The sequence below is a fragment of the Pantoea coffeiphila genome, from assembly GCF_016909495.1.
In the GTDB taxonomy this organism is placed as follows: Bacteria; Pseudomonadota; Gammaproteobacteria; order Enterobacterales; family Enterobacteriaceae; genus Erwinia; species Erwinia coffeiphila.
Genome location: NZ_JAFBFW010000002.1, coordinates 680,355 through 694,380, shown reverse-complemented (window position 1 = coordinate 694,380; position 14,026 = coordinate 680,355). Strand labels below are relative to the sequence as shown.

Here is a 14,026-nt window from a genome sequence, read left to right as displayed (position 1 = left end):
ATGTCCGGTATCGATTGTTCAATGGATCACAAACCCATAAACCCATTGCTGCGTTTAAATTATGGTCGTGCTATGGTACATACATTCGGAAATGTATGTAAATCTACCATTTTGTAAAAACCCCACTATGGCACGAAATACCAAACAGCAGGCGCAGGAAACGCGCAATCACATTATCAATGCAGCGATCGAACGCTTTTCAGAAGTCGGCGTTTCCAAAACGTCGCTGGCTGATATTGCCGCTGCCGCTGGCGTGACACGGGGGGCAATCTACTGGCATTTTAAAAATAAAACTGATTTGCTAAACGAAATCTGGGCACAGTCCGACTCCGTTATGGCGGATCTGGAAATTGAGTATCAATCAAAATACCCGGCGAATCCACTGTCTGTTATGCGAGCAATGATACTGTATGTCTTTGACGCGACAACCAGCGATCCGAGAAGACGGGCATTGATGGAAATTATTTATCACAAATGCGAATTTGTGGGTGAAATGGCCACGCTGCAACTGATGCAGCAAAATCTCTATCTGGAATGCTATGAAAAGATAGAGGATGTATTAAAACAGTGTATACAGGCAAAACAGCTGCCGGAAAATCTCAATACTCCGCGCGCTGCCATCGTCATTCGTGGCTACATCAGCGGAATTATCGAAAACTGGCTGTTTATGCCGGAGAGCTTCAACCTTGCCGAAGATGCGCCGCAGCTGGTCGATACGCTGGTGGAGATGCTGGTACATTGTCCAACGTTGCGCCATTCTGGCCGCTAAGCTTTTTCGGCAATCTTTCGCTCAAAGTCCCGCTGAACGATAGCCAGCGCAGCCAGAACCGTTTCCGCATCCAGCTGATTTTCCTCCAGTAGCATAATAAGATCAACGGCCAGTTTGACCTCTTTGGGGGCGTTTTCCAGCGACATGATGACTCCTTATTTTCGACTCTGGGACGATAACAATACGGTTCAGATACGCAAAATTTTAATGACCACACCCATCACCAACGCCCCTGCCAGCGCCATCAGCTCGGAGCGGACATCCATCAGTGCCAGCGTACCAAAACCAAAATAGCTGCTGATATAGCCGCCGATCAGTGCACCAATCGTGCTCAAAACCAGCGTTGCGGCTCGTCCACCGGGGCGGCCGGGAAAGTAGCGCCTGATAAAAATACCGACCAGTAACCCAATGATAATCCAGGAAAGCAGCCCCATTTTACCTCTCCAGCCAGATTGTGCTGTTAGTATAGTTCGCCTTAACGGCTAGCGATCGCGTTCGCGATTTTCAATACTGCGTTCAATGCGTTTTAGTGCCTGCATACATCGCTGCAGGCGACCTTCCAGTGCGGCAAGTTCGCGCTGAAGCTGCTGTTGTTGCGCCAGCGTCTCCTGAATTGCCAGCAGGCTTTCGCGATCGGCAATCATCGCCCGGAGGCGGCGCTCGAAATCCTGATGCTGGGAGAGTTTCTCATACAGATTTTCTTTTTCCACCACAGGTTCGGCTTCGCGGCTGCGCAGTGTCTGGGTGGCCAGTTCACGCTGTAATGCCCCCATCTGCAATACAACGCGCTCGGCCATCCAGGCAACGCGCTCGGCGCGATTGTCCTGCACGCTTTGCTTTAACTGCATCATAGTCTGCTGCACTTCCACCAGATAATCCCCCAGTCGGGTGGAATGGCCGTGAAACAGCTGATGATCGAAACGCGCCTTTGCCGTGCGCTGATTGGCGTGTGGCTCCACGGCGCGAGCCAGCTGTGCCAGCTGAGTATCCAGCTGCTGCAATAAACCTGCACTTTTCATGTTCTTCTCCGTGGCCACGATCGCGATATGATAACCTGTTTACGACATTTTTTTACGGGTGCACGATGCAACGTTATATTTTATTGATTCTTGGCTGGCTTGCGATGGTGCTGGCGACGCTTGGTGCCGTTTTGCCGCTGCTGCCGACAACGCCGTTCCTGTTACTGGCCGCCTGGTGTTTTGCCCGATCGTCGCCGCGCTTCCATCACTGGTTGCTTTATCGTTCCGTATTTGGCCGCTACCTGCGTCACTGGCAGCAGCATCGTGCCATGCCGCCCGGCGCAAAAAGTAGGGCGATAGTTTTTATCCTGCTGACCTTTGCTTTTTCACTGTGGATGGTAAAAATTCTTTGGGTTCGCCTGATGTTACTAACGATCCTGTGCTGTTTGTTGGTGTTTATGGCCCGGCTTCCGGTCGTTGAGGAAGAGCAAGAAAATCGCTGATTTTCTTAAACGCGGTTGCAATTGTTCGGCGGTTTGCATAGATTTGGTCGTTTTCGTGCGTGGCTTCCCTCCTTCGTTAGAATTTCACCCGACCGTTTCGCGGCTGGGGGAGATGAAGCTGCGCGAGTCAGATTTGTATTTACCAGGCATAACATTATGACCGCGACTGCGCAGCAGCTAGATTTTCTTAAAAACAGTATCAAAAGCATCCAGGACTATCCAAAACCGGGCATCCTGTTTCGTGATGTCACCAGCCTGCTGGAAGACCCGAAAGCGTACGCGCTGAGCATTGAGCTGTTAGTTGAACGCTACCGTAACGCGGGTATCACCAAAGTTGTGGGTACGGAAGCACGTGGCTTCCTGTTTGGTGCACCCGTTGCACTGGGTCTGGGGGTGGGCTTTATTCCCGTGCGTAAGCCGGGCAAACTGCCGCGCCAGACTTTCTCGGAAAGCTATGAGCTGGAATACGGTACCGACCGTTTAGAACTGCACTGTGATGCCATCCAGCCGGGTGATGTTGTCCTCGTCGTGGACGATCTGCTGGCGACCGGTGGCACAATTGAAGCGACCGTTAAACTGATCCAGCGCGCGGGCGGCACGGTGAAAGATGCGGCCTTCATCATCAATCTGTTTGACCTGGCCGGTGAAGCACGCCTGAAGGCGCTGGGGCTGAACGTTTACAGCCTGGTGAACTTCCCGGGGCACTGATGCTGTTTCGGTGGGCAGCGGCGTTGCTGCTCACCGTCATCCCTTCTGCAATATTTCGCTATTCTTGATGGCGTTTCTGACTAAATATCATCCTTTCTTACCCCGTCAATTCGCCGCTGGAGCACCGGAAAAGGCAAGCCCGGCCGTCTGCGATTCAGGATTCGTCGTAACTGGAACGGTAAGCTTGCCCGTCTGCGATTTCGTCTCGGGTGCCGTCGGTGCCGGGCGTTCCTGATCCTGACTATCGCTATCTTGAGGTTTGGTGACTTCAGGGGCGCTGGGTTTCGCTTCCGCTTTTTTCTTAGCAAGCGGAGATACGGGGGTCATTGCCGGAGGTTGATTGATCTGCAGAACGGGGAATTCTGCAAAGGTAATCTGCCGCTGGTCAACCGCTGCCAGGATGTCATCGGTACAATCCACCTGCTTATCGCTACTGACCAGCGCCAGCTGAGCCGGGAAGATGACGCCAACGTTATGTTGCTTACGCCACTTCTCTGCTTCTTCATAAATAATTTTTTTCAACGAATCACTGACGCCACGCTCCTCCACGCTGAACTGTCTGACCAGCGTTTCCTCGGCGTTACTGAAGACCCGCTGCTGTTCCTCTTCAGGCGCGTTCTGGTAACTTCTGTGTAAATCATCCATGCCCTTCTGAAAGCGCCGATCGATAATGCTGAGATGCTCACGCCCGGCCTTTCCTGGGGCTGACTGAGCAATAATTTTCTCTACATCCAGCAAAGCGATTCTTTCCGGAACGGCCTGATGCTGATGAAAAATATAGCCCACGGCCACAATCAACAGGACGCTCAGTACCGCGCAAAGTATTTTCATTCGGTGTTCTCACTTAATCTGTAAATGACCAGCGGCAGCGCTGGCAGGGGTAAACGGCAGACAACAGTCAAACCCGGTGCAGGATGCTGTACCAGGGGAACGGTGAAATTGATGCTCAGGTGGGGCAGGTCATAGTCAATTTCCTTTTGACGTTATTGGCAGGACCACATCTTTAAGATATTACCCAATCCATTTTCGAGAAGTTGTCTCCCCAATAGCTGGCGCTATGTTGCATATTCTATGCGGTTTTTTTTGGCTTTTAGTGTGTTAATAATTAAATTCAGCTTATTTTAAGTAAAAATAAAGGCCACCGGCGAAGGTGACCTTTGATTTACTTTATAACAACGATGGTGAGGAGTTTGCTCAGAACTTTCCCACCAGGAGATAATACCATTCTGTTAAGTAATGAATCTGTCAACGATAAATACGATCGGGTAATATTTTTGTAATTTTCTACAATTTAAATATCGCCGATCACCATGTTTTACCAATATTGAACTGGAACTGCTCCGATTTATCACCGTCATACTTTTTCAGCGGTAGCGCGTAAGAGAAGACCAGTGGGCCAAGCGGTGACTGCCACTGGACGGCCAGACCCGATGAGACACGAACCTGCGAAGGATCGCCGTAGTCTTTAATCCCGGCGGCTTCGGTCTGCTCGGTGTTTTGCCACTGGGTATCCCAGACCGTTCCGGCGTCAACGAACAGTGAAGACCGCAGCGAGCTGGCATAGCGATCGCCGACAAACGGAGTGGGCAGGATCAACTCGGCGCTGACGATAGCCATCGCATCGCCGCCCACCGCGTCGGTCGATTTCTCCACCGGGCACGCGCCGTAGCTGCTTTCACTGCCGTTGCAGCGGTAATACGCCGCTTTTGGACCAATGGTATTCGACGAGAAGCCGCGGACGGTGCTGGAGCCGCCGGCGTAGAAATTATCATAGAAGGGCACGTCGCTGCCGCCCAGACCGCCCGCGTAGCCCAGCTTGGTACGGGTCAGCAATACCCAGCTGTGGCTGTCGCTCAGCGGCAGATAGGCGCTGGCGTTCAGGGTATTTTTAAAGTAGCTGTTGCTGGAGCCTGGCAGGGTGATTTTGCTGGTAAAGCTGGCGCTGACGCCGGAGGTCGGGAAGAAGCCGCGGTCCAGCGAGTTATAGCTCCAGCCGATGCTGGCGAAAACATCGTTGGCGACAAAATCAGAATTGCTGTCACCGTCCTTGGTGACCACCGCCGGATCGATCCCGCGTGAAGCCAGGTAGCGCCAGGTGGCCAGCTGCGGTTCCATATCGGTCAGGCTGTTATAAACATAGTCCAGCCCCAGGTTCATCATGCTGTGTTCGCTGACCGGCAGGCCAAGGTTGCTGCCGAAGCCGAAGCTTTTTAGGTTATATTCCGCCAGCGAGTTATCTTCAGCGCTGTAATCATTATAGAAAAACTTGCCGCCGAGACTGACGCCGTCCACGGTGAAGTAAGGGTCGGTAGCGGAGACTTCAACATAGGTCTGATAGTCGTTTTTGGTGCCGCTAAAGCTGACGCTGTTGCCGGTGCCCAGCCAGTTATCCTGGGTTACGCCGACCTGGAAGCTGATGCCGCTGTCGGTGCCATAGCCGATACCGAAGTTCAGGGTGCCGGTATTACGCTCCTTCACCTTGTACACCACATCAACCTGGTCGCTGCTGCCGGGAATACGCTGCGTTTCGGTTTCCACGCTTTCAAAATAGCCCAGCCGGTTAAGCCGCTCTTTACCCTGTTCCACCAGATCGCTGCCCAGCCAGGCACCTTCCATCTGGCGCATTTCCCGCCGCAGTACCGCATCGCGCGAGGTGTCATTACCGTTAAAGATAATATGACGCACGGTAAAGCGATTGCCGGCATCGACGTTAATGTGCAGTTTGACGGTTTTCGTCGCGTCGTCGATCTCCGGCTGAGTCTGCACCCGGGGCCATGCGTAGCCGTAGCGGCCCAGCAGTTTTTTGATATCGTTTTCAATGCGCGTGGCCTGGGCTGCGCTGTAGGTTTCTCCCGGCTTGATGCGAGCCAGCTCTTCGATCTGCGCGGAATACCCCGCAAGATTACCGCTGACTTCCGCTGACGACAGGGCATAGCGCTGGCCTTCGGTAAGGTTGACGGTAATGAATAAGCTCTTTTTATCCGGCGTCATGCTGATTTGTGTGGAGTCGACGGAAAAACGGGCGTAGCCGCGATCGAGGTAGAAGCTGCGCAGCGTTTCGATATCGCCCGCCAGTTTTTGCTTTTGATATTTCCGGTCGCCGACCAGATTCCACCAGGGTACTTCATCGCGCAGCTGGAAGTGGGAAAGCAGTTCGTCGGTGCTGATGGCGTGGTTACCGATCAGGTTAATCTGCTGAATTTTGGCGGAAACGCCTTCCGTAAAGACCAGCTTTAAATCGACGCGGTTGCGCGGCAGCGGCGTGACGACGGCTTTAACATTAGCGCTGTATTTACCCACGCTGAAGTAGAAATCCTCCAGCCCTTTTTCAATTGAGGTGATGGTGGTGCGATCCAGCGCTTCCCCCACGCGTACCCCGGATGCCTCCAGGTTTTGCGTCAGCATGTCATCTTTGATCGCTTTATTACCGGCGAAGGTGATGCTGGCGATGGTCGGCCGCTCTTTTACCTGAACGATTAACGTTGTGCCGTCGCGAAGTACCTGCACATCCTCAAAGTTACCGCTGGCAAAAAGGGCGCGAACCGTCTCGTTGAGATCCTGCGCGGAAACCGTATCGCCGGTTCGTACCGGCATATTCAGCAAGACGGCACCGGGCGTAACGCGCTGCAGGCCACTAAAGGTAATATTATTTACCTTAAAGTCATCTGCACCATAGGCAGCCAGGCTACTTAATAAAAGCAATCCAGGAAAATTCTTTTTCATCGGGTTTCAGTCAGGAACCTGTATTGAAATAGGGGGAACACAATAAAATGAAATCGTGTCAGTAAGTGGCGGTTGCGTTTGCCAAGCCGACTCTGTTGATAACTGACTGTATTTTATTTTTTTGATTCCCCTGTGTTTGGCTATTTTCAAAAAAATTACATCTTGCTGGGGCTTCTTTAACAGAAGGATAGCGTGGTGTTTTATTTTATTTTTTACAGGTTGGGAAATTAACTCTGTGAGTTTTTTATCATTAAAACGTAAATAAATTGCCTGATTATTTTTGAGTAAAAAAACATCTCTTTCCCGACAGCCACTGCGTCAGGTTTTGTGAGCGTACTCGGTATAGGGAACTATCCGACAGGAACCGCGACGGGCAGGAGAGGATTCTGTTATAGTATCTTCTTTTGATTCAGAACAATGATGAAGTCCGAATGAGCTATCAGGTACTGGCCCGTAAGTGGCGTCCACAAGCGTTTACTGAAGTCGTTGGTCAGGAGCATGTCCTGACCGCGCTGGCTAACGGTCTTTCGCTGGGCCGTATCCATCACGCTTATCTGTTTTCCGGCACCCGCGGCGTTGGGAAGACGACGATTGCCCGTTTGCTGGCCAAAGGGCTGAACTGCGAAACCGGCATCACCGCTACGCCGTGCGGCCAGTGCGATAACTGCCGTGAAATCGAACAGGGGCGCTTTGTTGACCTGATCGAGATCGATGCCGCATCGCGCACTAAAGTCGAAGACACCCGTGACCTGCTGGATAATGTACAGTACGCACCGGCGCGCGGGCGCTTTAAAGTCTATCTGATCGACGAAGTTCATATGCTTTCGCGTCACAGCTTCAATGCGCTGTTGAAGACGCTGGAAGAGCCGCCTGAACACGTCAAATTCCTGTTAGCCACCACCGATCCGCAGAAGCTGCCGGTGACCATCCTTTCGCGCTGCCTGCAATTCCATCTGAAAGCCTTAGATCAGGATCAGATCCGCGGTCAGCTTGAGCATATCCTGCAGGTTGAGCAGATTTCCGCTGAAACGCGTGCACTGCAGCTTCTGGCACGCGCCGCCGATGGCAGTATGCGCGATGCGCTCAGCCTGACCGATCAGGCTATCGCCATGGGGCAGGGCGCGGTCACTACGGTGACGGTGAACGATATGCTCGGCACGCTGGACGACGAACAGCCGCTGGCGCTGATCGAAGCGCTGGTCAGTGCGGACGGCGCGCAGGTGATGGCGCTGCTCAACCAGGCGGCCTCGCGCGGCGTGGAGTGGGAAGCGCTGCTGGTTGAAATGCTGACCCTGCTGCACCGCATTGCTATGGTCCAGCTGCTGCCTTCGGCGCTGGGCGAAGATATGGCTACGATTGAACAGCGTCTGCGCGAGCTGGCACGAGTGCTGCCGCCAGCAGACGTGCAGCTTTATTACCAGACGCTGCTGGTGGGGCGCAAGGAGCTGCCGCTGGCGCCGGATCGCCGCATGGGTGTTGAAATGACGCTGCTGCGTGCGCTGGCCTTTCATCCTAAAGCGGTGATTGCTGAACCCGTTGCCCGGCCGGCTATTATCGCCCAGGCCGTACCCCAGACTGCACCTCAGGCTCCGCTGACGCCACCATCCCAGCCGGCAGTCGCGCATACTATTCCAGATGCGCCGCCGCCTCAGGGATTGCCTGACACCACCAGCCAGCTGCTGCAGGCGCGTACTCAACTGATGCGCCAGCAGGGAGCAACCAAACCAAAAAAGAGTGAGCCGGCGGCGCAGGGTGCGCGGCCGGCCAGCTCTGCACTGGAGCGTCTGGCAGCCGCAACCGAACGTGGGCAGAAGCGCCCGCGACAGGATGCTGCACCCGCCGCACCGGTAAAAGAGGAAGCGTACCGCTGGAAGGCGCAGACGCCGAAGGAAGAGGTGAAAGCGGAGCCGGTTGCCACGCCGAAAGCGCTGCGCAGCGCGCTGGAGCATGAAAAAACGCCGGAGCTGATCGTCAAACTGACGGAGGAATCACTGGAACGTGATGCCTGGGCGGCCGAAATAGCCACCCTGACCATGCCGCGGCTGGTGCAGCAGCTGGCGCTGAATGCGTGGAAAGAGGTGACGGACGGCGGCGTTTGTCTGCATCTGCGGTCCAGCCAGCGGCATCTGAATTCCCCGTCGGCGCAGAAGGCGCTGAATGATGCCCTCAACAACGCGGCTGGTCATCCCATTGAATTAACCGTGGTGGAAGATGATAATCCGGCGGTGCTGACGCCGCTGGAGTGGCGGCAAAAAATTTATGAAGAGAAGCTGGCGCAGGCGCGCCAGTCGATTATCGCGGATAATAATATTCAGACGCTGCGACGCTTTTTTGACGCAGACGTTGATGAAGAGAGTATCCGCCCTGTGTAACCCGCCGCATCACCGTTTTGTTGGTGTGGCCTGAGCGAAAGAGAGAGAACTTATGTTTGGTAAAGCCGGATTGGGTAACCTGATGAAGCAGGCCCAGCAAATGCAGGACAAAATGGCGCAGGTTCAGGAAGAGATCGCCAAAATGGAAGTGACCGGTGAATCCGGTGCCGGCCTGGTGAAAGTGACCATCAACGGCGCGCACAACTGCCGTCGTGTGGAAGTGGACCCAAGCCTGCTGGAAGATGACAAAGACATGCTGGAAGATCTGGTTGCTGCGGCATTTAACGATGCGGCTCGCCGCGTTGCTGAAGCGCAGAAAGAGAAAATGGCCGCCGTGTCATCCGGTATGCAGCTGCCACCTGGCTTCAAGATGCCGTTCTGATGCAGACCAGCCCGCTCCTTGAAGCACTAATGGAGTCGCTGCGTTGCCTGCCGGGCGTTGGGCCTAAATCGGCCCAGCGCATGGCTTTTCAGCTGCTGCAACGCGACCGCAGCGGTGGTATGCGCCTCGCACAGGCTCTGACTCGTGCGATGTCTGAGATTGGCCACTGTGCGGACTGCCGGACCTTTACCGAGCAGGAGATCTGTACCATCTGCGCGAACCCTCGTCGCCAGCAGAACGGTCAAATCTGTGTCGTTGAAAGCCCGGCGGATATTCATGCCATTGAACAGACCGGGCAGTTTTCCGGCCGTTACTTTGTGCTGATGGGCCATCTTTCCCCGCTGGACGGCATCGGACCGGGAGATATTGGCCTGGATCGTCTGGAGCAGCGGCTGGAAAAAGAAACCATTCAGGAAGTGATCCTCGCGACCAACCCGACGGTAGAAGGTGAGGCAACCGCCAACTACATCGCCAGCCTGTGTGAACAGTATGGCGTGGAAGCCAGCCGCATCGCGCACGGCGTCCCGGTCGGCGGCGAGCTGGAAATGGTTGACGGCACGACGCTGTCCCATTCACTGGCCGGGCGCCACAAGATTAAATTCTGACCATTCAAACGGCACGAGTTTTCGTGCCGCCTTGAAAATCCAGCGCTTCTCCCCCATCTCTACCCTCAACGTTCATCAACCTGTTTTAGTTGAGGTAGCAATGACCATGAAAGGACAAGAGACGCGTGGCTTCCAGTCAGAGGTGAAACAGCTTCTGCACCTGATGATCCACTCACTCTATTCAAACAAAGAAATCTTCCTGCGCGAACTGATCTCCAACGCCTCGGACGCTGCGGATAAACTGCGCTTCCGTGCATTATCCACCCCCGATCTTTACGAGGGTGACGGCGAGCTGCGCGTACGTGTTTCTGTCGACAAGGAAAACCGTACCCTGACGCTGAGCGATAACGGTATCGGTATGCGTCGTGACGAAGTCATTGAAAACCTGGGCACCATTGCCAAATCCGGTACTAAATCCTTCCTCGAGTCCTTAGGCTCCGATCAGGCGAAAGACAGCCAGCTGATCGGCCAGTTCGGCGTGGGCTTCTACTCGGCGTTTATCGTTGCGGATAAAGTTTCCGTGCGCACCCGTGCTGCCGGTGCTGCCGCCGATGAGGGCGTATTCTGGGAATCCGCAGGCGAAGGTGAATACACTATCGCGGATATCACCAAAGAAGATCGCGGCACCGAGATTACGCTGCACCTGCGCGAAGGCGAAGACGAGTTCCTCGATGCATGGCGCGTGCGCAGCATCATCAGCAAATACTCTGATCATATCGCCCTGCCGGTTGAAATTGAATCCCGTAACGAAGAAGACGACACCACCAGCTGGGAAAAAATCAACAAGGCCCAGGCGCTGTGGACCCGCAGCAAGTCTGAAATCAGCGAAGACGAATACAAAGAGTTTTATAAGCACATTGCTCACGACTTCACCGACCCGCTGACCTGGAGCCACAACCGCGTGGAAGGTAAGCAGGAGTACACCAGCCTGCTCTACATTCCGGCTCAGGCACCGTGGGATATGTGGAACCGCGATCACAAACACGGCCTGAAGCTGTACGTGCAGCGCGTGTTTATCATGGATGACGCAGAGCAGTTTATGCCGAACTATCTGCGCTTCGTGAAGGGGCTGATCGACTCGAACGATCTGCCGCTGAACGTCTCCCGTGAGATCCTGCAGGACAGCCGCATCACTCAGACCCTGCGCAGTGCGCTGACCAAGCGTTCTCTGCAGATGCTGGAAAAAGTGGCGAAGGATGACGAAGAGAAATATCAGACATTCTGGCAGCAGTTCGGCCTGGCACTGAAAGAAGGCCCGGCGGAAGACAGCGCGAACATCGAAACCATCGCCAAACTGCTACGCTTTGCCTCAACCAGCAGCGAAGGCCCGGCACAGACCGTGTCGCTGGAAGACTACATCAGCCGCATGGTGGAAGGTCAGGAGAAGATTTACTTCATTACTGCCGATAGCTATGCCGCGGCGAAGAGCAGCCCGCATCTGGAGCTGTTCCGCAAAAAAGGTATCGAAGTTCTGCTGCTCTCCGATCGCATCGACGAATGGATGATGAGCTACCTGACCGAGTTCGACGGCAAGCCGTTCCAGTCCGTCAGCAAAGCCGACGATGCGCTGAGCAAGCTGGCCGACGAAGAAACCGAAGAGCAGAAGGAAGCTGAGAAGGCGCTGGAGCCGTTCGTTGAGCGCGTGAAAACGCTGCTGGGCGAGCGTGTGAAAGAAGTGCGTCTGACTCACCGTCTGACCGATACCCCGGCCATCGTCACCACCGACGCGAACGAAATGAGCACCCAGATGGCCAAGCTGTTTGCCGCTGCGGGCCAGGACGTGCCGGACGTGAAGTACCTGTTCGAGCTGAACCCGGATCACGCGCTGGTTAAACGCGCTGCCGATACCCAGGACGAAGCGCGCTTTGCCGAGTGGATCGAGCTGCTGCTGGATCAGGCGCTGCTGGCCGAGAAGGGCTCGCTGGACGATCCAAACCAGTTTATTCGCCGCATGAACCAGCTGCTGTTGGGCTAATCATCGAGCACGTGAACTGAAAGGGGCCGGATTATCCGGCCCCTTTTTTTGTGCCTGCTAACCGGCTTCCCTACGCGGCGGGTTTGACAACAAGGTAACAATATGTAAATTTAAGCCGCACCTAACTGTAATGATATTTATTATCATTTGTCGTCTTCTGCGGCTCATTCCCGGGCGACGTGAGGAAACCATGCGTATTCAGGTTGTCTGGAATGATTTGGTTGAAGTCTCAATGGAGAATGCCCTGCAATCTGCCCGCCCGCCGTCAGCGGCCGACGACTGCCGGTTCCTCTGGCCCGATCGGTTTGGCAACGGCTATACGCAGTTTCACCTCAGTGAAGACAGCCAGTCGACGCTCGGAATTACTCACGGCGCGCTGCGGCAGAATGTCCGCGTCAGGGCTGGCATGCCTTTTACCACCGTAGGCCTGTGTTTTATTCTCTCTGGCCACTATCAGGTTAACTACTCCGCGCGCGGCAACTGGCACGATCGCCGTGGCGAATGTACCGCGTGGTATTTGCCGGATGCCTTGCCCGATGGCCTGCTGGGCGGCAACGCCTCTCTGAGCATCGTGGAGCTATCCATCTCGCTGGCGCTGTTGACGCAATGGTTTGCCGAGGAACCGGATCGGTTTCCTCGCAGCTGGCATCCGTTTCTTGAAGGCCGACACCCGACGCTACTGGAACGTTCGGCGATTCCCCCCTCGCTGTGGCGACCGCTGTACCAGCTGCTGCAGTGGCAGCCCGACTCCGCGCTCGGCATGCTGTATATGGAAAGCAAAATCCACGAATGCATCGCCCTGTATGTCGCTTTCCTGCTGGGCCAGCAGCAGCGGGCGCCGCAGCGTCTGGACCTCTCTGCCGCCGACCGGCGCCGCGTACTGGAGGCCGCGCTGTTAATTGGATCAACGCTGGCGGAAGCAACCACCCAGTCAGCCGTGGCACAGCAGGTGGGCCTGAGTGAAAGCAAACTGAAACGCGGTTTTCAGCAGATGTTTGGCACCGGGGTTCACGGCTACCAGCAGCACCTGCGGATGGAAGAGGCGCGTTACCTGATGGACCAGCACAGCCTCCCGGTGAAACAGGTGGCCGCCCGCATCGGGCACAGTAAGCAGGGCCATTTCAGCAGGCTGTTCCGCGAACACTTTGGTGTAAACCCGAAAGACTATGTCAAATCTCCCTTCTAGCCCCGCCGCGGCCACGCTTTCCCTTTCCCTGACCGGCGGGGGAGAGGGACTGCTATTTAGCCAGCCCGGGCCCGGGCTGGATGACGCTCTCTCCCGGCCCGGAAAGAAACTGTTGTTGCTGTTTGCCGGGGAAATTCTGCTGACCGACGAGCACGCTGACACCGTGCTGCGGGCCGGTGAGATGCTGCGCTGCGACTCGCCGCACCGGCTGAAAGGCGGGCCAGCCAGCCAGGGGATCCTGCTCTCCAGCGAGCTATTGAATGGATCCGCGTTGGCGATGGAGAGCGTTACACCTCAGCCCGCCGGGCTGCAGATCCTGCTGCGGGAACTGTTCCCTGCAGCAGACCAGGGCGCACTTTCCCTGAGCCGGTTCTACCTGCGCGCCAAGTGCCACGAGTTGCTGGTCTGCGTGCAGACGCAACGGCAGGCAGAGCGGACTGTCAGCGGCCATCAACAGGATGTGGAGCGGATCCGCCTGGTGCTGGCGATCCTGCAACAGGATCTGGCTTCTCCGCCCGCGCTGCCCGAACTGGCGCGGCAGGTGGGGATCAGTGAGACGCGGCTCAAGCGGCTTTTTCGTGAACTGCATGGCTCGCCGGTGTTTGCCTGCCTGCGTGAACTGCGGCTGCTGCAGGCCAGGCATCTTATCGAGTCCGGCGATCTGCCGTTGGCGGAGATCGCCCTGCAGGTAGGCATGCGCAGCGGCGGCTATTTTGCCCGCGCCTATCGCGCCCGCTTTGGCCTGCTACCGCACGAAGCGCGTACCGGCAGGGAAGATGCGTTCCCTACGCGGTGACCTCGAACCAGCTGATTGTCCTTAGATTTCATAATGGTAAAACCATCG

14 protein-coding genes and 1 other annotated feature are annotated in these 14,026 nt (G+C 55.4%); of the genes, 9 read left to right on the top strand and 5 right to left on the bottom strand.

Annotated features, from left to right (window positions below; genetic code table 11):
• Positions 1 to 127: 127 nt before the first annotated feature.
• Positions 128 to 769, top strand: coding sequence for a multidrug efflux transporter transcriptional repressor AcrR (gene acrR, locus JOE09_RS08905; protein ID WP_205065515.1), 642 nt, complete (start codon positions 128 to 130; stop codon positions 767 to 769).
• On the opposite strand, the gene rsmS is transcribed toward acrR, so the two are convergent.
• Genes rsmS through priC form a run of 3 tightly spaced genes read right to left on the bottom strand, consistent with a single transcriptional unit; the run spans position 766 to position 1,788 of the window.
• Positions 766 to 915, bottom strand: a complete 150-nt coding sequence (rsmS, locus tag JOE09_RS08900) for a pleiotropic regulatory protein RsmS (RefSeq protein WP_200545388.1) — start codon at positions 913 to 915, stop codon at positions 766 to 768. The two genes, acrR and rsmS, sit on opposite strands and share 4 nt — an antisense overlap.
• 42 nt (positions 916 to 957) lie before the next feature.
• Positions 958 to 1,203, bottom strand: a complete 246-nt coding sequence (locus JOE09_RS08895; protein WP_105590828.1) for a GlsB/YeaQ/YmgE family stress response membrane protein — start codon at positions 1,201 to 1,203, stop codon at positions 958 to 960.
• A gap of 48 nt (positions 1,204 to 1,251) precedes the next feature.
• Positions 1,252 to 1,788, bottom strand: coding sequence for a primosomal replication protein PriC (priC, locus tag JOE09_RS08890; RefSeq protein WP_105590829.1), 537 nt, complete (start codon positions 1,786 to 1,788; stop codon positions 1,252 to 1,254).
• A 65-nt stretch (positions 1,789 to 1,853) separates the two neighbouring features.
• Between priC and JOE09_RS08885 the strand changes: the two genes are divergently transcribed.
• Together JOE09_RS08885 and apt are read left to right on the top strand one after the other, a co-directional pair.
• The gene (locus tag JOE09_RS08885; RefSeq protein ID WP_105590830.1) at positions 1,854 to 2,231 is read left to right on the top strand and encodes a DUF454 family protein; all 378 of its coding nucleotides are present in this window, start codon (positions 1,854 to 1,856) and stop codon (positions 2,229 to 2,231) included.
• Between the two features lie 156 nt (positions 2,232 to 2,387).
• Complete coding sequence (apt, locus tag JOE09_RS08880; protein ID WP_105590831.1) at positions 2,388 to 2,939, top strand: adenine phosphoribosyltransferase; 552 nt, start codon at positions 2,388 to 2,390, stop codon at positions 2,937 to 2,939.
• A gap of 105 nt (positions 2,940 to 3,044) precedes the next feature.
• Here the strand turns inward: apt and JOE09_RS08875 are convergent, their stop codons facing one another.
• Positions 3,045 to 3,770, bottom strand: a complete 726-nt coding sequence (locus JOE09_RS08875; protein ID WP_205065514.1) for an OmpH family outer membrane protein — start codon at positions 3,768 to 3,770, stop codon at positions 3,045 to 3,047.
• Positions 3,771 to 4,244: 474 nt separating this feature from the next.
• A complete protein-coding gene (gene bamA, locus JOE09_RS08870) occupies positions 4,245 to 6,662 on the bottom strand; it encodes an outer membrane protein assembly factor BamA (RefSeq protein ID WP_205065513.1) in 2,418 nt (805 codons plus the stop codon).
• Between the two features lie 431 nt (positions 6,663 to 7,093).
• Between bamA and dnaX the strand changes: the two genes are divergently transcribed.
• The 6 genes from dnaX to JOE09_RS08840 all read left to right on the top strand — a co-directional run bounded on the left by dnaX (position 7,094) and on the right by JOE09_RS08840 (position 13,978).
• Positions 7,094 to 9,034 (top strand): DNA polymerase III subunit gamma/tau, encoded by a 1,941-nt coding sequence (gene dnaX / locus JOE09_RS08865; protein WP_200545395.1) that lies wholly within the window; start codon positions 7,094 to 7,096, stop codon positions 9,032 to 9,034.
• Positions 8,370 to 8,431 (top strand) — a sequence feature (DnaX frameshifting element). It overlaps the preceding gene by 62 nt.
• Before the next feature lie 52 nt (positions 9,035 to 9,086).
• Positions 9,087 to 9,416 (top strand): YbaB/EbfC family nucleoid-associated protein, encoded by a 330-nt coding sequence (locus tag JOE09_RS08860; protein WP_105590835.1) that lies wholly within the window; start codon positions 9,087 to 9,089, stop codon positions 9,414 to 9,416.
• A complete protein-coding gene (gene recR / locus JOE09_RS08855; RefSeq protein ID WP_105590836.1) occupies positions 9,416 to 10,021 on the top strand; it encodes a recombination mediator RecR in 606 nt (201 codons plus the stop codon). The genes JOE09_RS08860 and recR overlap by 1 nt, the downstream gene beginning before the upstream one ends.
• Positions 10,022 to 10,127: 106 nt before the next feature.
• Positions 10,128 to 11,996, top strand: coding sequence for a molecular chaperone HtpG (gene htpG / locus JOE09_RS08850; RefSeq protein WP_205065512.1), 1,869 nt, complete (start codon positions 10,128 to 10,130; stop codon positions 11,994 to 11,996).
• A 190-nt stretch (positions 11,997 to 12,186) separates the two neighbouring features.
• Positions 12,187 to 13,182: a helix-turn-helix domain-containing protein gene (locus JOE09_RS08845; RefSeq protein WP_205065511.1), complete on the top strand. Its 996-nt coding sequence runs from the start codon at positions 12,187 to 12,189 to the stop codon at positions 13,180 to 13,182.
• Positions 13,163 to 13,978, top strand: a complete 816-nt coding sequence (locus JOE09_RS08840) for a helix-turn-helix domain-containing protein (protein ID WP_205065510.1) — start codon at positions 13,163 to 13,165, stop codon at positions 13,976 to 13,978. The genes JOE09_RS08845 and JOE09_RS08840 overlap by 20 nt, the downstream gene beginning before the upstream one ends.
• The last annotated feature ends 48 nt before the right edge of the window (positions 13,979 to 14,026 follow it).